At 45.5% G+C, this 18,228-nt stretch carries 16 protein-coding genes; 11 read left to right on the plus strand and 5 right to left on the minus strand.

The genetic code is table 11. From position 1 onward, the window contains the following. The first annotated feature begins 170 nt into the window (after positions 1-170). The 6 genes from AB0L18_RS15435 to AB0L18_RS15460 all read left to right on the plus strand — a co-directional run bounded on the left by AB0L18_RS15435 (position 171) and on the right by AB0L18_RS15460 (position 6,171). Positions 171-752, plus strand: a complete 582-nt coding sequence (locus AB0L18_RS15435) for a DUF1572 domain-containing protein (protein WP_367388199.1) — start codon at positions 171-173, stop codon at positions 750-752. A 127-nt stretch (positions 753-879) separates the two neighbouring features. Beyond that, positions 880-1,479, plus strand: coding sequence for a transferase hexapeptide repeat family protein (locus AB0L18_RS15440; RefSeq protein WP_367388200.1), 600 nt, complete (start codon positions 880-882; stop codon positions 1,477-1,479). A gap of 291 nt (positions 1,480-1,770) precedes the next feature. Further along, positions 1,771-2,640, plus strand: a complete 870-nt coding sequence (locus tag AB0L18_RS15445; protein ID WP_367388201.1) for an FkbM family methyltransferase — start codon at positions 1,771-1,773, stop codon at positions 2,638-2,640. Positions 2,641-2,665: 25 nt separating this feature from the next. Then, positions 2,666-3,061, plus strand: coding sequence for a hypothetical protein (locus AB0L18_RS15450; RefSeq protein WP_367388202.1), 396 nt, complete (start codon positions 2,666-2,668; stop codon positions 3,059-3,061). Positions 3,062-3,126: 65 nt separating this feature from the next. After that, entirely contained in the window at positions 3,127-4,305 is a 1,179-nt protein-coding gene (locus tag AB0L18_RS15455; RefSeq protein ID WP_367388203.1) for a hypothetical protein, read from the plus strand. 24 nt (positions 4,306-4,329) lie between these two features. Continuing rightward, positions 4,330-6,171, plus strand: a complete 1,842-nt coding sequence (locus AB0L18_RS15460) for a hypothetical protein (RefSeq protein WP_367388204.1) — start codon at positions 4,330-4,332, stop codon at positions 6,169-6,171. Positions 6,172-6,177: 6 nt separating this feature from the next. Here AB0L18_RS15460 and AB0L18_RS15465 read toward each other — a convergent pair whose 3' ends face one another. Together AB0L18_RS15465 and AB0L18_RS15470 are read right to left on the minus strand one after the other, a co-directional pair. Continuing rightward, positions 6,178-7,224: a response regulator gene (locus AB0L18_RS15465; RefSeq protein WP_367388205.1), complete on the minus strand. Its 1,047-nt coding sequence runs from the start codon at positions 7,222-7,224 to the stop codon at positions 6,178-6,180. A 32-nt stretch (positions 7,225-7,256) separates the two neighbouring features. Then, complete coding sequence (locus AB0L18_RS15470) at positions 7,257-8,516, minus strand: ATP-binding protein (protein ID WP_367388206.1); 1,260 nt, start codon at positions 8,514-8,516, stop codon at positions 7,257-7,259. A 305-nt stretch (positions 8,517-8,821) separates the two neighbouring features. On the opposite strand from AB0L18_RS15470, the gene AB0L18_RS15475 reads away from it, so the two are divergent. Further along, entirely contained in the window at positions 8,822-9,265 is a 444-nt protein-coding gene (locus AB0L18_RS15475) for a CBS domain-containing protein (protein ID WP_367388207.1), read from the plus strand. 173 nt (positions 9,266-9,438) lie between these two features. Then, the gene (locus AB0L18_RS15480) at positions 9,439-9,714 is read left to right on the plus strand and encodes a thioredoxin family protein (RefSeq protein ID WP_367388208.1); all 276 of its coding nucleotides are present in this window, start codon (positions 9,439-9,441) and stop codon (positions 9,712-9,714) included. A 40-nt stretch (positions 9,715-9,754) separates the two neighbouring features. Here the strand turns inward: AB0L18_RS15480 and AB0L18_RS15485 are convergent, their stop codons facing one another. Both AB0L18_RS15485 and AB0L18_RS15490 read right to left on the minus strand, forming a co-directional pair. Next, entirely contained in the window at positions 9,755-11,365 is a 1,611-nt protein-coding gene (locus AB0L18_RS15485) for a SulP family inorganic anion transporter (RefSeq protein WP_367388209.1), read from the minus strand. A 246-nt stretch (positions 11,366-11,611) separates the two neighbouring features. After that, positions 11,612-12,142 (minus strand): RNA polymerase sigma factor, encoded by a 531-nt coding sequence (locus AB0L18_RS15490; RefSeq protein WP_367388210.1) that lies wholly within the window; start codon positions 12,140-12,142, stop codon positions 11,612-11,614. A 184-nt stretch (positions 12,143-12,326) separates the two neighbouring features. On the opposite strand from AB0L18_RS15490, the gene AB0L18_RS15495 reads away from it, so the two are divergent. From AB0L18_RS15495 to AB0L18_RS15505, 3 genes are read left to right on the plus strand one after another with little or no spacing between them, the layout of a single operon-like run. Next, positions 12,327-14,093, plus strand: a complete 1,767-nt coding sequence (locus AB0L18_RS15495) for a peptidase domain-containing ABC transporter (RefSeq protein WP_367388211.1) — start codon at positions 12,327-12,329, stop codon at positions 14,091-14,093. A gap of 3 nt (positions 14,094-14,096) precedes the next feature. Then, entirely contained in the window at positions 14,097-15,476 is a 1,380-nt protein-coding gene (locus AB0L18_RS15500) for an HlyD family secretion protein (RefSeq protein WP_367388212.1), read from the plus strand. Between the two features lie 9 nt (positions 15,477-15,485). Beyond that, positions 15,486-16,892, plus strand: a complete 1,407-nt coding sequence (locus AB0L18_RS15505; RefSeq protein WP_367388213.1) for a TolC family protein — start codon at positions 15,486-15,488, stop codon at positions 16,890-16,892. Between the two features lie 8 nt (positions 16,893-16,900). Here the strand turns inward: AB0L18_RS15505 and AB0L18_RS15510 are convergent, their stop codons facing one another. Beyond that, positions 16,901-18,211 carry a T9SS type A sorting domain-containing protein gene (locus AB0L18_RS15510; RefSeq protein WP_367388214.1) on the minus strand — a complete coding sequence of 437 codons (1,311 nt, stop codon included), beginning with the start codon at positions 18,209-18,211 and terminating at the stop codon, positions 16,901-16,903. Between the last annotated feature and the right edge of the window lie 17 nt (positions 18,212-18,228).

Consider the following 18,228-nt stretch of genomic DNA (forward strand, 5'->3'; position numbering starts at 1 on the left):
CGCGATGCTTCCCGTCTGACGGGGTGAAGATATGATGAATTAGTTGGAGGGTTTGTCATGACAATCATCAAACCATCTGGAAATCAGATCAATTTTGTAAATTCGTGTAGCTGGTCTGCGGCACTTTTTTCACGCGAGCGAAAAAGTGCCGCAGATAAAAAATACACCAAATGACCACCAACTACCTCGATAGTGCCCGCCAACAATTCCAATATTACAAAACGCTGGGAGATCGTACGCTGGCGCAATTAGCGGATGATCAGCTCTTCTGGCAATACAATCCGGAGAGCAACTCTATCGCCATTATCGTCAAACATCTATGGGGGAATATGTTGTCGCGTTGGACGGATTTCCTGACCGCTGATGGCGAAAAGGAATGGCGCCAACGCGAAGCAGAATTTGATGCCGATATTAAAGACCGCCAAGAACTGGAAGAAAAGTGGGAAGCTGGCTGGCAGTGTTTGTTTAGTGCCTTGGACAGTATCACTGAGGAACATTTTGATACCATCATTTACATCCGCAATATGGGTCACACCGTGGTAGAGGCTATCAACCGTCAGTTGGCGCATTATGCTTACCACGTTGGACAAATGGTGTACCTTGGCCGGATGCTCAAGGGTAGCGAATGGCTGAGCCTATCTATCCCCCGAGGTGAATCTGCTGCTTACAATGCCGAAAAATTTAGTCAACCCAAACACCGTGAGCACTTCACCCAAGAATGGCTAGATGACAAAACAACAGAACCAGTCTAATAACTGCGAATGATTACCATTTTACGAAATCAAAGTCCCTCTACCTTCTACCAAGTACATGGTACCGGAGGATTTGGGTACTAATCCAATCAATTTTAGTACATTCAGTCCACACAAATCCGACGCTATGTTTTACGCTTTTAAAGGGTTTCAACCCGTTGTTCATCCTTCTGCTTTTGTTCATCCACAAGCCACCGTGACGGGCAATGTTATCATCGGTGCCGACGTATATATTGGCCCTGGTGCCGCGCTACGGGGTGATTGGGGTGGAATTGTGATCGAAGACGGTTGTAATGTGCAGGAAAATTGTACCATCCACATGTTTCCCGGTGTGACGGTCCTATTGGAGCGAGGTGCTCACGTAGGGCACGGTGCCATCATCCACGGTGCTCACCTGGGGCGAAATGTCATGATCGGCATGAACAGTGTCATCATGGACGAAGTAGTCGTAGGGGAGGGGAGCATCATCGGTGCACTCTCCTTCGTAAAAGCCAAAACTATCATTCCCGAACGCAGTCTGGTGGTAGGTAATCCCGCCAAGATCATCAAGGAGGTGAGCGACGAAATGCTGGCCTGGAAAACCAAAGGAACTCGCCTCTACCAGCAACTCCCCTCAGAATTACACGCCCAACTGGAAGTTTGCGAACCCTTAAGAGAAGTGCCCGCTGACCGCCCTGCACAGGAGAGTTTGTATGCGACCTGGGAGGCGATAAAGAGCGAGGGATAGGTTTTGTTTTTTTCATCGCTCTATTTTAATACGTCGAAGGTCAGACTTAACGCTTAATTCGTCGTCACTAATTGCAGACATCCCCCCCGCATAATTCAAACCAACAATATGTCAAGTATAGGTGCTACCCTCAGAGCAAAAATGCCCAAACTGTATTTTGCGTTGACCAATTTGATCAATTATCTAAATCGAATAAGAGCCCCGTATACTATCTTTATCACGGATAGTTTAGGTGGAAGTTTTAAAACTTATTTTGAGAAAAATCCTCTGACCGCAGTAAAAAATAGATTGATGCAAGACCTGGATCAAATCTCCGTCCAGGTAGTAGAGACGGTCTGTCAGCGTTTTCTAGCGTATCCGGATGAAAGTAATAAAGAGAAGATGAGCAAGAACCGCCCCGTTGTCGGAGGTCTTTTGCCCGTAGAATCGCAAGCAACGGTGAAAGCGATCAATTCGAAGTTGCAGGAAGTAAGTAAGCAGTATGATCTTCCCAAGGATAGTATCGAGGCTTCGGTTTTTTATTTTTACCATGGTCTTAGCCTACTACCTCCATCGCTTATCGAATATGTAAAGGGCGAAGATTTTGTGGATGTTGGCGCTTACGTTGGGGACTCTGCTATTGCTTTAAGTAGCTACGATTATCGAAAAATCTATTCCATAGAAATGTCCCAGCATAGTATTAATGCTTACCATCGGAATATGGAAAAAGCGGGCATCCCGCGTGAAAAGTACGAGGTCATCAATGTGGCTATCAGTACCGAAGACGATCTGCCAGCCATTGAGCTTCCCGATACGGGTTCGGCAGGCTTTTCCCTCATGCGAAAACGCGGTAAATACGATGTCATTGAAATTGAGCAACGCTCCTTTGATACTTTAGTGAAAGAGCATGGCATTAAGCCCCGGTTCATTAAGGTCGACATCGAAGGCTACGCAATGCATTTTGTCCAGGGAGGAATACAGGCACTCAAGAAATATCGACCGGTACTTTCCCTTGCTATCTACCACAATCCAACAGAGTTTTTTGAAATCAAACCCTTCCTGGAAGCGGAGTTGCCTAATTACGGGTTCATGATCAGGAAGCTCACTCCTGGTATCCAGAATAACCTTTGTCATTCGGAGGTGATCCTGCTGGCTTATCCATTGGAAATAGGGAATGCTTGACCAGTCGAGCGTAATATCCACAACAATGATCGACCAAATGGTCAAATGGGCCAAGGCTAATCCTCGGGTTTTATTCCTCATTGATAGTGCAGGGGCATTGCTCTCGGCTTTTTTGTTAGGTGTAGTTTTGGTGAAATTGGAGGCTGTTTTTGGTATTCCGCCGTCAACACTTTATGTCTTAGCAATCTTGCCGTGCTTGTTTGCGGTTTATGATGTTTATTGTTACCAGAAGAAAGAGGATGAGTCAAGGCCTTATTTAAAGGGGATTGCGCTAATGAACATGAGTTATTGTCTACTGTCCCTTGGCTTTGCTCTCTATCATTTTGAAAGCCTTACTTACTTTGGTTGGATGTATATTTTGGGTGAAATTTTTATAGTAATGGTCTTGGCTAGAGTGGAATGGATTGTTTCTACTTGTTAAAATGTTGTTATTCAATAAATTGTATTGCGTTTGTAGCTTAGCTTTAGTCATTTAAAAAAATGACGATGAAAAGCTATCTGGCGCCTTCGGCACTAAACAGAGATTTTTCAATTTCAGGGATTTCCACAAAAGGCAATTACGCTTTTTTTCTGCCCAATCTACTAGCCATTTTTACGGTATTCGCGCTATTGACATCCTGCAATAGCCAACACTCAGCAGAAAAGAAAGGGTATAAAAAGGACGATAACCGAGCAGTTGGTGATACGCTGTCGGAAATGTTGGACAAGGGAATGATGGTTATTTTTCAAGACAAGCAGGGCAATCACTGGTTTGCTGGTGGAGATGGGGGTGCTTATAAATACGACGGTAAAAACCTGGTGCTATTTAGAGAGAAAGATGGACTGTGCAGCAATGCTATTCTGGGGATACAAGACGACCAGTTCGGCAACGTTTACTTCGATACACCAGAAGGCGTGAGTAAATTTGATGGAAGAAAATTTACCACCCTACCCATTGTTGATGATACCCTGTCGGGTAATCAGTGGACCATGCCTTCCGAGGATTTATGGTTCAGAATGGGTTGGGATGAAAATGGCCCCTATCACTATGACGGAACCTCCTTACGACACATGGCGTTTCCAAAACACGGAAGGGTTGACACCTTTTATGCTACTTATCCCAATGTCAGTTACAGCCCCTCTGGTATTTATTTTATTTACCACGACAAAAAAGGTGCTGTATGGTTTGGTACCGCTTCACTGGGGGTTTGTCGTTATGATGGTACCTCGCTAAGTTGGCTATATGAGGAGCAAATCACCTTAACACCTGGTGGCGGCGATTTCGGAATACGCTCTATTCTCGAAGATAAAAATGGGCATTTTTGGTTTTGCAGCTCGCAAAATTGGTTTGAAATATTACCTACCGTTTCAACCGTTAATGGCACTAATTACCTCAACTACCTTAAAGGGGAAGGATTTGGGTATCCCATGGAAAATGGAGAGGAAGCGTTCCTTTATTTTATGTCAATGGTAGAAGATGACCAAGGGGATATGTGGATGGTAAACGGTGATGGAGCCTGGCATAATGACGGCAAAGAAATTCATCATTACCCTCTTAAAGACGGAGAAACAGATGCGTGGGGCTTCGTTATCTATAAAGATCATCAGGGAGAACTCTGGGTTGGGACACGATTTGCGGGCGTTTTTAAGTTTAATGGTAACGCATTTGAGCGGTTCAAAGGTTAGCACACTCGAAAACCCGTGATTTTGATGAAGATAAGGTTGATTTTGATATTTATTGGTGTGACCTGGAGCTTTGGCCTGAAGTGTCAGGTAGAGGAGGCTGCCAATACATTGGAGCAATACAAAAAAAAGTTTGCAGACTGCTTAAACGAGCAGGTCAATGAGTGCGAGGCGATGCAAGCCGATATTATTCGTTTACTACAAGTGGTAAGTCCCGATACATTTGCTGCCCGCCTTTCTATCGATTTTGCCAAAATACGCGAGGAAGCAGGTTATTGGGACGCTGCTACCGAGGCGTTCTTATTACTTGCGCATACGCAAAATACAGCATCAGGCTTACCTTGTGAACAAGTACAAAGTCAGTTTTTACTTACCCGACAGGCATTATTTACTGGAGATCCTCAACTCACACTTCAACGTGCAGAAGAAGCCCTACGCCTGGCGCAGGTGTGTGGAGAAGAGGATCATATTGCTCATGCTTACGCTTACCTGGGGGCGGCCCAAATAGAATTGGGGACTTACCGTAAGGCCCTGGAATACCTGCTGATTGCTGAAAAAGGGTATGCGAAATTGAACGATCAAAAAGGGTTGGCGGTAGTGAAATTAGACATGGCCGTTGCGTATGCTGATCTGAACGAGCGCAGTAAATCTCGCCAGCTTACCCAGGAAGCAGCGATGATCTACAAAGAAGAGGGAGAAGAACTGCGTTACGCCATTGCCTTGGTTGATTTGTGCTCCGACTATCTCGATGTTGGGCTTACGGACAGTGTGCAAAAATACTTACCAGAGGCCGCGGCTATTGTAGAAGGGCGTCATCCGCTAGCAACGGCCTACGTTCAACAACACTATGGGAACTTGTACAAGCAGTTGGGCCAATATCCTCAAGCCATTGCAGCACTGGAAAAAGCTGATGCACTTAATGCGACCATTGGGGATGAGGGCCTAAGAGCAAATGTCTATGTCTTCTTGTCCGAAGTCTATACCCTTACCGGAAATGATGCTAAGGCATACCGGTATGCTCAGCAGGCGGATAGAATATCCCAGGAATTGGGCCTGAATAGCTTGCGGGTGAAAACCTTGCATAACTTGGCAGAAACGGCCTATCAGGTGGGAGCATACCAAGAGAGTAAATTCGCCTACGAAGATTACATTCAGTGGAATGATAGCTTGCTGGGGATAGAAAAACAAAAAGAAATAGCTGCTTTAGAGCAAGCATTTGCTGCCGAAAAGCGAGAGGCTGAGATCGACCGTCAGCAACAAGAAAACCAGTTGTTAAGCGAAAAAAATAAAGCACTCCAAACACGCAACTTCGCCTTACTTGCTGCTTTATTGCTATTGGGCGTGACGGCTTATGCTTTCGTCAACAGGCAGCGAATCCGTACAGAGCAGCAGCAAACACGAGTACAACTCCAAGCTGCCGAAAATGATCGACTACAACTCGAAGTCCACTTTAAAAATCGGGAACTCACGGCGCAGGCATTGCACATTGCCCAAAAAAATGAAATCCTCAATGATTTAAAATCAGCTTTGGACCAGTTACCGTCGGTTCCCAAAAACACTCCTTCGCTGCATGAATTAAGTAGCAAACTGCGATTTGAACTCCAGATTGATGATAATTGGGAGCAGTTTGCGCGGCAGTTTACGGAGATGAATCCTACGTTTTTGCAACTTCTTGGTGAGCGACACGCCGGGCTTACCCAAAATGACCTCCGTTTGGCAACGCTTCTCAGGATGAATTTAGGGTCTAAAGAAATTGCCCATATACTGAATATATCTGACGATGCAGTCAAGAAAGCCCGCTACCGTTTGCGGAAAAAGTTAGCCCTGGAAACCAGTGATAAGCTGGAGATGTACCTCTTGAGTATTTAGAGTGGTCTAACCCAAAATTCCGCCCAGTTTATTGATGTCCAGAATATGAATTCGGCCGTCAACGATTTGTATGTAGCCGCTTTCGCGGAAATCCGTCAGGGTACGAATAACACTTTCTTTGGCGGTGCCTATCATTTTGGCGAGGTCTTCACGGAGAATGTCAAATTCTAGGGTATCTTCTTTCTCTGCGATGGCAACGAGGGTGTCGGCAACCCGTTTACGGATGGAGTCGTAGGCCAGCTGCATGAGTTGTTCTTCCTTGTCAGCCACATTGTTGGCCAGCATTTTTATCATGCGGGAGGTGACGTTGGGGTTGGCGGAGAGTAGCTTTTCAAAATCCTCTCTCGGTACGAGCCTGAGTTCACTGTCTTCCATAGCGGCAGCCGTAAAAGTATAAGCATCCTGGCCGCTAATCAGTGGAGTGTACCCCAGAAAATCGCCCTCCTGGCAGTAGTTGATGATGTACTCTTTGCCAAAATCATTGGTTTTGTACAGTTTGATTTTTCCCTGCTCAACCAAATACAAATAGCGGGGGTAATCGCCTTCTGTAAATACTTTTTCCTTGCGGCTGTAGCTGCGTAGGCGGTGGTCAGTAGATAGTTTCTTTAGTTCAGCGTGGCCACGCGCTTCATCAATGAAGGCGGTAAAATTACTGGAGGTTTGGCTAAACTGGCGTTGCAAACGTTCGTGCTTAGCCAAGCGTTGTTGAACAACTTCGAGGAGCTCATCTTTGTAAATGGGCTTCATCAGGTAATCATCGGCACCCAGGTTCATCCCTCTGCGTAAGTCTTCTTTTTCCGTCTTTGCGGTTAAGAAAATGAAAGGAACACCAAGGGTACTCTCTTTTTGACTCAGGATTTTTAATACGCCATAGCCATCAAGCTCTGGCATCATCACATCACATAAGATGAGGTCTGGTGGTGCTGCCAGTGCTTTTTCTACGCCCTCTTTGCCATTGACCGCTTCCTCCACACTATAGCCGTAAAGACTAAGTATTTCAGATAGATTTTCTCTAACCTCGGCATTATCTTCAATAATGAGAATTCGCTTCATTTGTACAGGTTTAAGATGAATGAAAGTTGGCGTTAAAGAGGTAAAGAAATACGGAAAACAGAGCCTTGACCCATTTCACTCGTAAATTCAATTTGGCCTCCCAATAAGTCCAGGTAACGTTCTACAATGTGGAGTCCTAATCCGGTGCCTTTGATGTTCTCTACATTGTGGGCGCGGAAAAATCGGGTAAAAAGATGTTTTTGATCTTCTTTAGGAATACCCATGCCTTCATCCTTGATGGCAAAGATAATCGCTGATTCGGCTTTTTCCACCTTCAGGTGAATGGTTTGTTCTTCAGAAGAATACTTACTGGCATTAGAAAGCAGGTTGAGCAAAATGTTGCGTAAAAGTTTTGGGTCGGTATGGATAGTCCAATCCTCTACAAGGGTAGGGAAATTCAATTTCTGCCCTTTTTTTAGTAATAGGTTGACCTCGTCTTCCATCTCGCGAAGAAAGCCAGCTAGGTTCAGCGTTTCTATTTGTGCTTCTTGCTTTCCTTCTTCCAACCTGCTCAGCGATAGAAAGTCATTAAGAATATCATTGAGATTGCCCACCGCTGCTTTAATGCGGTCGATATGGCGAAGCCGTTTGGGGTGTTGCTCGGTATTTTGGTACATCTCTACCAGTTCCGCTGAGCTGAGAATGGTGCTCAGTGGGGTCCGGAATTCATGGGAGGCCATGCTGACAAAGCGGCTTTTCAAGGCATTCAACTCTTTCTCCTTGGCAAGGGCCTGTTGGAGTTCCTGCTCCTGTTCTCTGAGCTGATGCTCTACGGCTTGTCTTTCTTCGATTTCTTGTTTGAGCAGTTGGTTTGTACCCAGCAACTGATCTACGGCGTTGGCCAAATCTTCGGTACGTTGTACTACTTTTTCTTCCAGCGCCCGGTTGAGTTCCATAATACGTTGTTCAGCTGCTTTAATATCACTGAGGTCATGTACGACACCAGTGTACATCCGTTCTCCGTCGATATTCATTTCACTTACCGCCAAGCGGAATGGGAAGACGGTACCGTCACTACGCAGGCCTTCTACTTCTCTTCCTATACCAATGATCTTTGCTTTTCCTGTACGATGATAATTGTGCATGTAACCATCGTGCTCTGCGCGGTAAGGAGCAGGCATTAAGACGTTGATCTTTTTGCCCATTATCTGGCTGGGCTCGTAAGCAAAAAGCTTAGCGGCAGCAGGATTGATGGTCTCAATGATTCCTTTTTCGTCAATTGTGATGATGCCATCAGTAGCCGTATTAATGATGGCTTCCAGTCTTTTGGCTTCGGCAGTCAATGCCTTCATTCTCTCCATTTTTGAAAGGTAAGCAATGACTGAGGATTTTCCCTCAACCATTGCAAAAAATGTGATTGATCTTTCTCCATCGAAAAGGATACGGACGTTTTATCTTCCCTTTCAAATACAAAGTAGGTGAGAATTGAAAAGGTGGTTGCCATTGAAAATCATAAAAGTGGGTGACAAATGTCATCACTTAAACCTGCCCAATAGGACGATCTTGCAGATGTAATCAAAAGCGAGGTGGCCTCCTTGAAAGAGAAAGTACCAAGCTGCGTTACAATAACTAATTTCCAAGATCAAATTTTTCTGTTATGAATATCATTGCACCGGTTTCTACGCTAATGAGCACTCGTTTGATAACTGTTAACCCAGATGATAATTTGGAAGCAGTAAAAACTCACTTCGACGAGCACAGCATCCACCACATTCCTGTAGTACGCTACAAAAAAATTGTGGGCATTATCAGTTCTGCTGACTTCAATCATTTTCTGCGCGGTTTCACCCGCAATGAACAAGATTCTCTTCTGGAGAGTGTGCGCTTGAGAGCGTGGAAAGCAGAAGATATTATGACAAAAAAGCTGGCTAAAGTAGAGGTTAGTGACCCGATTAGAACAGCGTTGGAAGTCTTTAAAACCAACCGTATTCACGCATTACCCGTTGAAGAGAATGGTGAACTGGTTGGGATTATCACTACTTACGATGTCATCTGTGCACTCGCAGAGGAAGAAATAAAGCTGGAGGATTATAACCGCTAGTAATTTAGATGTCATGGGAAGTTGATGATGAATTCATTCATTGTCACTTCCTTTGGCGTTGGTCTTCGCTATACAAATTCGTTCAGGGACGGAGAAAAGAGGTTTATGCCATGGGCATACCCTCGGTATTTCCGTCAAACTACGTCGTTTTGTATAGCGTTAAATTTTTTTTTATGATAGCGATTCAACTGTTCGGTATCACGGAATCTAAAAACCTGGTGGCCTGGCGCAAGCTGGTTAGTGAGGCATTGGAACAATTGGAGATCGACTTCAATATACAGGTCGTCAGTGATCTTGAGCAGTTTATCCGTTATGACCTCACTGGAATCCCTGCACTTGTTATCGGCGAGGAGGTTTTGTTTCAGCGAGAGCTACCTGATCTGGAAGAATTAGTAGCTGTGCTTAGAGAAAAGATAGAAAATACAACGCCAAATCAGCATGTAGCATGATTTGGCGTTGTCTAAAATTTGGTAATTGCGAAGGTAACTTTTAGTCAAATGTTACTGGTGGTCCAGGAATACGTGCTCCTGCTTTGTCTTGTTTGGCCGATGGTTGCAAATCCATCGTTTCTGCATCCAAACCGATGAAACTTAAGTCAATGTTTTTATAAGCCGCATTGGCTTTGTACTCCATGATGATTTCTTTAATATCATAATCAATATGGAGCGTATTTGAAGCGTCAATAAGTACCTTGCTATTGGCTGGAAGCTTTTTAAGACTTAGGAGGATACTGGCTTTGTTTAAAAACGATACGTCCTCGGCCAACTCCAAGTGGATAATGCCATCATCTTTACGTTTATCTTCCACAAAATAAGGTGCCTTATAATTATTAAGCAGGATATAAAAGATGGCTATGACCATTCCGATACCAATTCCTACCAATAAGTCGGTGAATAGAATCGCAATAATAGTAACCATGAATGGTATAAATTGCTTTTGCCCCAGTTTGTACATTTCCTTGAACAAGGAAGGCTTCGCAAGTTTAAAACCTACCACAATAAGCACCGCTGCCAAGCTCGCCAGAGGGATCATGTTGAGCAGTTTGGGTATCGCCAATACACTCACCAGCAACATCAGCCCGTGAATAAAGGCTGCTGCTTTCGTTTTTCCCCCGGATTGGATATTTGCCGAACTACGAACAATTACCTGGGTAACAGGGATACCTCCGATCAATCCACTTAAGAGATTACCAACGCCTTGTGCTTTTAGTTCTTGGTTGGTGGGCGTAAGTCGCTTATAGGGGTCGAGTTTGTCGGTAGCCTCTACGCTCAACAAGGTCTCAAGGCTGGCTACAATCGCAATGGTAATGGCCGTAATCCAGATCGCTGGATTGTTCCATTGACTAAAATCAGGAAGCGTAAAGAGGCCAAGGAACTCGCTCCAGTCATTGGCTACGGGTAAGGTGACGAGGTGCTCTGGATCCAGGTTCCAGGAGGTATTGATGAGTATCTGCTGGATAATAATTCCCATGGCAACGACCACCAAAGGCCCTTGAACGATCGTCGTGAACTTTAATCGCTTGATGAAAGGTTGTTGCCACAAGATCAAAACAGCTAAGGACAGAATACTGATCAATAAGGCTCCGGGGGTAATGGCGCTCAGCATGTGCTCGAGTGCGGTAAAGGTGTTCTCCCCATTAATTTGTTGAAAAGCATAATCACCTTCCGGATCACTATCGTAGCCGAAGGCGTGAGGAATCTGCTTCAGGATGATAATTAAACCAATCCCTGTAAGCATGCCTTTGATCACGGATGATGGAAAAAAGTAACCGATTACACCAGCCTTCGCAAAGCCTAGTAATAGCTGAAATACTCCAGCGATAACTACTGCCAACAAGAAAGGCTCATAACCTAGTGCCTGGATGGCTGTAAGGACAATCACCGCCAATCCAGCAGCAGGGCCGCTAACACCCAACGGTGAACCAGAGAGTAGTGCTACAACGGTACCACCAACGATTCCTGAAATAACGCCCGAAAAGAGAGGTGCTCCCGAGGCCAGGGCAATCCCTAGACAAAGAGGTACGGCAACAAGAAAAACTACTAATCCGGCGGGGAAATCCGATTTTAGTTCTGAGAAAAATCCTTTGGGCTGTGATTCCATAAATATGCTATTTAGCTTTCTTTTTTTGACAAATGCTCCCGCCTTTCTAGGCCAGAGAATAGCAAATATAATAGTTTAGCTATTTGAAATGAAAAGTTCATTAGTATTTCTAATAGTTATCTTAGTTTATTTTTATACATAACTATGGAGAAAGTAAAAAAATGCCTGCTAGAAATACTAGCAGGCTGGTTGTAGGTTGAAGTATTGGGGGACGGTGCATTGTATCTGCACTTTTACTAATTTTGCTTAGCTCAATAACTCCTTCAGATTGCTGCTTTGATACTGCCGTCTGATACTGTTCTTCAGTAATTTACGTGCCTGGTGAATTCTGCTTTTGATGGTGCCTAAGGGGAGCTCCATCTCGGCTGCAATTTCTTCGTATTTGTACCCGCGAAAGGCCATTAAAAAGGGCTTACTCAATCCTTCTTCCAGTTGATCCATTGTTTTCATCAACTCCTGCATGGTCACTTTACTTTCTCCAGCGTTATGGGTTGCGCTTGTTTGCGAAAAGGTTACGCCAGGAATTTGTAGATCGGCGATTTGCTGCTTGCGCTTGCGTTTACGCCATTCATTAATAAAGGTATTGCGCATGATGGTCATCATCCATGCTTGAAGGTTGGTCTTGGGTTGGTAAAGATGGCGATAGCGCATGGCTTTGTAGACCGTATCCTGGTATAAATCCTCTGCATCGTTTTTATCACGGGTCAGTTGAAGGGCAAATGCTTGTAGATTTGGGGTATGTTCCTGAAAGAGCTGACCAAAGGTGCTAGTTGTCATAGGTTGATGATCTAATGAGTTGTATTCTTATGTAAATATAATAGTAAAGCTATCATTATTGCAAATAAAACTATTTAATTATTTTGATAAGTATTTTTTATGCACCTTTTCTGGGGGACGGTTGTTATTAGTACCGTATTACAAAAGATAACCTCTTGAAGAGGTTAATAATCCTTGTTATTCTATGTCTCAGTTGAGTTCATTAAAGCGTTTTTTTAAATTGTTGGAACCCGACAAGAAGGATGTTTTCTACATTTATCTCTATGCCATTTTTGGTGGTCTGCTCACCCTCACCTTACCATTAGGGGTACAAGCGGTCATCGGTTTGGTACAGGGAGGTGATGTTTCCTCTTCTCTGGTCATCCTGATTGCAGTGGTGACTTTAGGTACATTGTTTTCGGGGGTGCTGAAAATTATGCAGATTACCGTTGCGGAGACTCTACAACGGAGGGTATTTTCCAGATCGGCATTTGAGTTTGCCCTCCGTATTCCCAATTTGCGGATGGATGCCCTCCAACAAGACTATCCACCGGAGTTGGTGAATCGCTTTTTTGATACCCTTACGGTACAAAAAGGTTTACCCAAGATTTTAATGGATTTTTCAACGGGTATCGTGCAAATTATTTTTGGTTTGCTGCTTATCTCTTTCTACCACCCTTTTTTCGTGTTTTTTGGGATCAGTGTACTGGCTATCTTGTTCGTGTTACTCCGTTGGACAGGCCCCAAAGGACTGGATACCAGCCTTATCGAGAGTAAGTATAAATACCAGGTAGCGCATTGGTTACAGGAGGTAGCTCGAACAATGGTTACCTTCAAGCTGGCCAGTGGTGCACGTCTGTCGCTCAGCAAGACCAATAGCCTCGTAGATGGTTATCTCACAGCTCGTGGCAATCACTTTCGGGTGCTTGTCAATCAGTATGGGTACATTGTCATATTCAAAACCTTAGTGACGGCTGTACTCTTAGCGCTGGGCGGAATGTTAGTGATTGATAACCAAATTACGATCGGACAATTTGTAGCGGCCGAAATTGTGGTATTATTGATTCTGGGTTCGGTGGAAAAAGTTATCCTCACCCTGGCCGATGTTTATGACTTGCTAACGGGTTTAGAAAAGATGGGCTACTTTACCGATATTCCTCTTGAACCTGACGAAGGGATGAGTTTTGAAAGAGTAGACACGGGTAAAGGCATGGAATTGGAGGTGCAGAACCTCAGTTTTCAATTCAGCGACAGTGATCAGCCTACGTTGTGCGACTTGAACTTCAAGGTGAAATCAGGAGAAAAAGTTTGTGTTGCGGGCTACAATGGCTCTGGGAAATCTACCCTGATCCAGGTGATCTCGGGATTGATGTTGAATTATAAAGGCACCATTAGTTATAACAATGCGCCCATGTTTAACTTCAATTTGCGGAGTTTACGCAGCTACATTGGTGACCATGGTAGCCAGGAAGATGTTTTTCAGGGTACCCTTTGGGAGAACATCTGTCTTGGTCATGAAGATATTGACTTTCAACAAATCGTATGGGCAATCCGGCAAGTAGGCTTGGAAGATTACGTCAAGAGTTTACCCAAAGGCTACGATACCGTATTGCTACCCGGCGGCCGAAATCTGCCGCAAAGTGTGCGGACCAAAATATTATTAGCGCGTAGTGTAGTTTCCCAGCCACGTTTGCTGGCGCTGGAAGAATTCCTCAATCGCCTCCAACCTAAGGAACGCGAACGGATGTCGGATATGCTGACGGATCGTAGTCAGCCTTGGACTTTGGTGGCAGTTTCCAATGACCCATTACTAGCCGCCCGCTGCGAAAGGATTATCTTGATGGAAAAAGGGCAGATCATCGCCGATGGAAACTACGAAAGCCTCCGAGATAATCCCCACTTTGAGCGCATCTTTCAAATGAGTACTCCCAACGGCCAGGCTATCCAGCCAAAATGGAAGGAAAAAAAATAAATTATGCTAAATATATCACCTCAGAATTCCGTTAGCCAGCGTTTACCAGAAGGCAATTGGACTTGCCTGGAGCGTAACCCTTTGCCTACAGGCAATCGGATGATGCGCAATTGGTTGTTGGCTCTTTTGGTCATTTTTGTTGTTCTATTGTTCTTGCCGTGGCAACAAAATATTCAGGCGAAAGGAAAAATGACAACCCTCGATCCCGGTGACCGCCCACAAACCATTCAGGCGACCATTCCCGGAAGGATTGATCAGTGGTTTGTACGGGAAGGGCAATTGGTGAAGAAAGGAGATACGATTGTTCACCTTTCGGAAATCAAAGTCGACTATTTTGATCCCGAACTGGTAGGCCGTACGACCAATCAGGTGCGGGCTAAAGAAGGCGCCATCGTCACTTACGAGCAAAAGGCTGGCGCGCTGGCCGAACAGATAGCAGCAATGCGTGCCGAATTGGTACTGAAAAGAGAGCAACTGGAAGCCAAAGTAAAGCAGGTCGAATTAAAGCTACAAAGTCAGGAGGCGGATCTGGAGCAGGCGAGGGTAGCGTATACTATCGCCCAACGACAATTGGCACGTACGGATACGCTTTTTCAGCAAGGCATCAAATCCAGAACGGATCTGGAAGACAAGCAACAAAAGATGCAAGAAAGCCAGGCCAAAGCCATTGCTGCTGAAAACAAAGTAGCGGAAAATCGGCAAGAATTGGAGGTTACCCGCTTGGCATTGCGCAACATCATCAATGAGTACAACAACAAAATAGCCAAAGCGCAATCCGACCGTTTCAGTACTTTATCCGATCGTTATAGTGCGGAGGGAGAGTTGAATAAGATGCAAATCCAGGCGGAAAATTATGAGCAGCGTGCCCAGTTCTATTACATCATCGCTCCTCAGGATTGTTACATCACGCAGGTGGTGAAGCCTGGTATTGGAGAAACCGTCAAGGAGGGAGACCCTATCGTTACGATCATGCCCGCGAATTTTGATCTTGCCGTAGAAATGCACGTCCGCCCAATGGATCTTCCGCTGGTGCGCCAAAATGCAGAGGTTCGCTTTGTTTTCGACGGTTGGCCAGCCATTGTGTTTTCGGGCTGGCCCGATCTTTCGGTCGGAACCTATTCTGGTCGTATTGTAGCCATTGATAACAATATTGACAAAAATGGCCGCTACCGTCTACTGATCGCCCCTAATCCAGATGATCGCCCCTGGCCAGAAGCACTACGCCCGGGATCTGGCGTTCAAGGTATTGCCTTGCTGGGGCACGTTCAGGTCTGGTATGAGCTATGGCGGCAGTTGAATGGTTTTCCGCCCGATTATTATGGGGTGGAGAAAAAAAGGGAAGAAGAGAAGGGGACGAAAGCACCTATTAAATCTTTAAAATAACGGAGGGGAATGATAACATTGCGTTGTAGGATTTTATGCTTGTTACTGGTCATTGGAGGAAGTTCTCTTATGGCACAGCAGGAAATTTTGAGTGCTGATTTGTTCTGGCAGCAAGTGAAAATCAATCATCCCGTTGCCCGACAGGCAGCACTTTTGCAAGAGCAAGCTGCACAAGAGTTGTTGTATGCCCGTGGTAGCTTTGACCCCAAGCTGTATGCTTCCCAAGAGGAGAAGGTCTTTGGCGGAAAGAATTATTACCGTTACGGCCAGGGAGGGGTGAAAATCCCCACTGCTTGGGGGATTGCCCTCAAGGCGGAATACGATTGGACAGACCCCAACGGTGAATATCTCAACCCCGACCGAACCATTCCCCAGGGCGGACAGGCAATTGTTGGGCTTGAGGTTCCGCTTTTGCAAGGCCTCTTTTTTGATGCCTCGCGCTCAGCCTGGCGGCAGGCTCAAATCGGCCAAGATCGCTACCAGGCAGTCGCGGATGAACTTCGTAATGAACTTTTTTTCGCAGCCAATAAGTCCTATTGGGATTGGTCATACGCCTATTATTCTAGAGAAGTGGCCATTTCTGCAAGGGATTATAGTTTTGAACGACTTGGGGGAATCCGCGAAAGCTTTCGGGCCGGTGATTATCCCGCTATTGATACGCTGGAAGCTTATTTACAATGGCAAAGCTGGGAGTTGGAAGTACAGGAAAAAGAGTTACAGCTTAACCATACGATTGCCAAAATGCGGGCCCTTTTGTGGGAAGATGCCGGACGGCCAGAAGTATGGAACAAGGATTGGGTGCCGGAATCACCACAAGCTCCTCCTACTGCACCAGACTATGGTGAATTGGAACAAGCCATTGCTGAGCACCCTAGTCTCACGGTTTACCGCTACCAAAAAGAACAGTTGGCCATAGAAAGACGCTGGAAACAAGAACAGTTTAAACCAGAACTAACATTTAATTACAACTTCCTGGCCAACCAGTTTGATTTTAACCCAGAAGATACTGACGGGATCAGCAGTCTGGTCAATGATAATTACAAGTGGGGCTTCACCTTTAGTCAACCACTGCTGTTGCGTAAGGAACGTGCGGGAGTGGCCCTGACGGATATCAAGATTGCCCAAACGGATTGGAAACTCCAGCAAAAACAGCAAGATCTCACGACGAAACTAACTGCCTACTGGCAGGAGTGGGAAACTCGCCAACAACAGCTACAATTGTCACTGACGGTGGTGCAAAATTACCAAAGTCTGCTGGCTGCCGAAACGGCAAAGTTTGAAATCGGAGAAAGCTCCGTCTTCTTACTGAATTCGCGCCAGCAAAAGCTCTTGGAAGCACAACTCAAGCTGCTGAAAACACAAGCAGAGTTGCAGAAGACGGTGGTGGCGTTGTGGTATACGGCGGGACGGGGGTAGTAGGTGAACTACCTCACTACAATTTGTCGAATAGCCCGTTCTTCGCCATTAACGTACTCCAACAAATAAATGCCTGAGCTAAGGGCCGATAAGTCGAGGTTATCCGTGGTGCCGATAACGGGCCAAGATCGCAAGAATTTCCCAGCTCCATCTAAAAGCCGAATAGTTCCTGCAGTAGAAGTGTACTTGTGGAGCCGAATGCGTACGTTACCATTATTAGGATTAGGAAATACTTCAAAGCTCAGATTTGCATCAGGAGAAGAAGTACTCACCGGGGTACATCCTGGAGCGTCGGCCTCCGTGGCGTCAAATGAGCCAGCGGTTGCCGACCAGTCTTGCCAATTACCGCCTATACCTTCTGTCCAATTGTTGAGATCAAAACTGTACAAGCCGGTAGGGGTACCTTTTACGGCGTAAACTTTGAGGGCTTGCCCGCTTTGGTTCCAGCTCAAAGGTTGGCCGTTTACGCAATTCTCGGGCAGGTTGTTCATCACCTCACAGTTGGGGGCTATAAAGTAGGCATTGTCGTCAAAATCAGGGTAGGTGCCATAGATACTAGCCATCCCGTTTTCATCCACACAAATGGCAGTATATTCATCACAAGCAATCCCGTAGTAAGGAGTGTTGTAGTCTACGATAGCCCGTGCCAGAAAAACGGTGTGTCGCCCCTGGCGGTCGGGATTGTCGTAATGGGTATCAGTAATGACCTGATTGAGGTAAGGAACACGAATAAAGTCTTGGTTGCTGATAGCCACTTTACTGTCGTAAGGATTAGCCAGCGCAGTGGCACTGGTAACGGTGCCGTTTTGAGCTGTAAAGTACGCTCCGCCCAGGATGGCCATCCCCGCACTGGTGCCACCTATGGTGATATTTCGTTGTGCGATAGCCGTGTTGATCAAGTCTGCAACAGCAGTATTTCTCCAATAGGAGACGTAATTGTATTGATCCCCCCCTGCGATCCAAATGGCCTCTGCTTTGGCTATACGGTCCAATACGTAAGGATCGGTAGCGGCCTGGGCATTGTTGAAAACAATACTTTCTACAGAATTAATGGACACACCCAGCGTGTTGAAAAAATAATCGTTGTAACCATCGCCACCCGATGCACGAATGACGAGTACATCACCACCGTCAGCTCGCTGGAGAAACCAACGCATGGCGTTATCGTTTTCGGTAGCCCCTCCCATCAAGCAAACACCACCCATTGGGTTTGTGACCGCATCCATGAGGTTTCCCGTAAAATAGGAGGTGTAATCTTCTTGAGCATTGAGCGTGCAAAACGCTAAGCCCAACAGGCCGAAGGCCAGAAGCTTTTTCATGAGTAAGTAGAAGTTGA

The organism is Lewinella sp. LCG006, assembly GCF_040784935.1.
Classification (GTDB): Bacteria; Bacteroidota; Bacteroidia; order Chitinophagales; family Saprospiraceae; genus Lewinella.

What these genes read in the sequence shown, in the direction of transcription:
- AB0L18_RS15435 (WP_367388199.1), top strand. Translation starts at nt 171, where the DNA reads ATGACCACCAACTACCTCGATAGTGCCCGCCAACAATTCCAATATTAC.
- AB0L18_RS15440 (WP_367388200.1), top strand. Translation starts at nt 880, where the DNA reads ATGTTTTACGCTTTTAAAGGGTTTCAACCCGTTGTTCATCCTTCTGCT.
- AB0L18_RS15445 (WP_367388201.1), top strand. Translation starts at nt 1,771, where the DNA reads ATGCAAGACCTGGATCAAATCTCCGTCCAGGTAGTAGAGACGGTCTGT.
- AB0L18_RS15450 (WP_367388202.1), top strand. Translation starts at nt 2,666, where the DNA reads ATGATCGACCAAATGGTCAAATGGGCCAAGGCTAATCCTCGGGTTTTA.
- AB0L18_RS15455 (WP_367388203.1), top strand. Translation starts at nt 3,127, where the DNA reads ATGAAAAGCTATCTGGCGCCTTCGGCACTAAACAGAGATTTTTCAATT.
- AB0L18_RS15460 (WP_367388204.1), top strand. Translation starts at nt 4,330, where the DNA reads ATGAAGATAAGGTTGATTTTGATATTTATTGGTGTGACCTGGAGCTTT.
- AB0L18_RS15465 (WP_367388205.1), bottom strand. Translation starts at nt 7,224, where the DNA reads ATGAAGCGAATTCTCATTATTGAAGATAATGCCGAGGTTAGAGAAAAT.
- AB0L18_RS15470 (WP_367388206.1), bottom strand. Translation starts at nt 8,516, where the DNA reads ATGAAGGCATTGACTGCCGAAGCCAAAAGACTGGAAGCCATCATTAAT.
- AB0L18_RS15475 (WP_367388207.1), top strand. Translation starts at nt 8,822, where the DNA reads ATGAATATCATTGCACCGGTTTCTACGCTAATGAGCACTCGTTTGATA.
- AB0L18_RS15480 (WP_367388208.1), top strand. Translation starts at nt 9,439, where the DNA reads ATGATAGCGATTCAACTGTTCGGTATCACGGAATCTAAAAACCTGGTG.
- AB0L18_RS15485 (WP_367388209.1), bottom strand. Translation starts at nt 11,365, where the DNA reads ATGGAATCACAGCCCAAAGGATTTTTCTCAGAACTAAAATCGGATTTC.
- AB0L18_RS15490 (WP_367388210.1), bottom strand. Translation starts at nt 12,142, where the DNA reads ATGACAACTAGCACCTTTGGTCAGCTCTTTCAGGAACATACCCCAAAT.
- AB0L18_RS15495 (WP_367388211.1), top strand. Translation starts at nt 12,327, where the DNA reads ATGTCTCAGTTGAGTTCATTAAAGCGTTTTTTTAAATTGTTGGAACCC.
- AB0L18_RS15500 (WP_367388212.1), top strand. Translation starts at nt 14,097, where the DNA reads ATGCTAAATATATCACCTCAGAATTCCGTTAGCCAGCGTTTACCAGAA.
- AB0L18_RS15505 (WP_367388213.1), top strand. Translation starts at nt 15,486, where the DNA reads ATGATAACATTGCGTTGTAGGATTTTATGCTTGTTACTGGTCATTGGA.
- AB0L18_RS15510 (WP_367388214.1), bottom strand. Translation starts at nt 18,211, where the DNA reads ATGAAAAAGCTTCTGGCCTTCGGCCTGTTGGGCTTAGCGTTTTGCACG.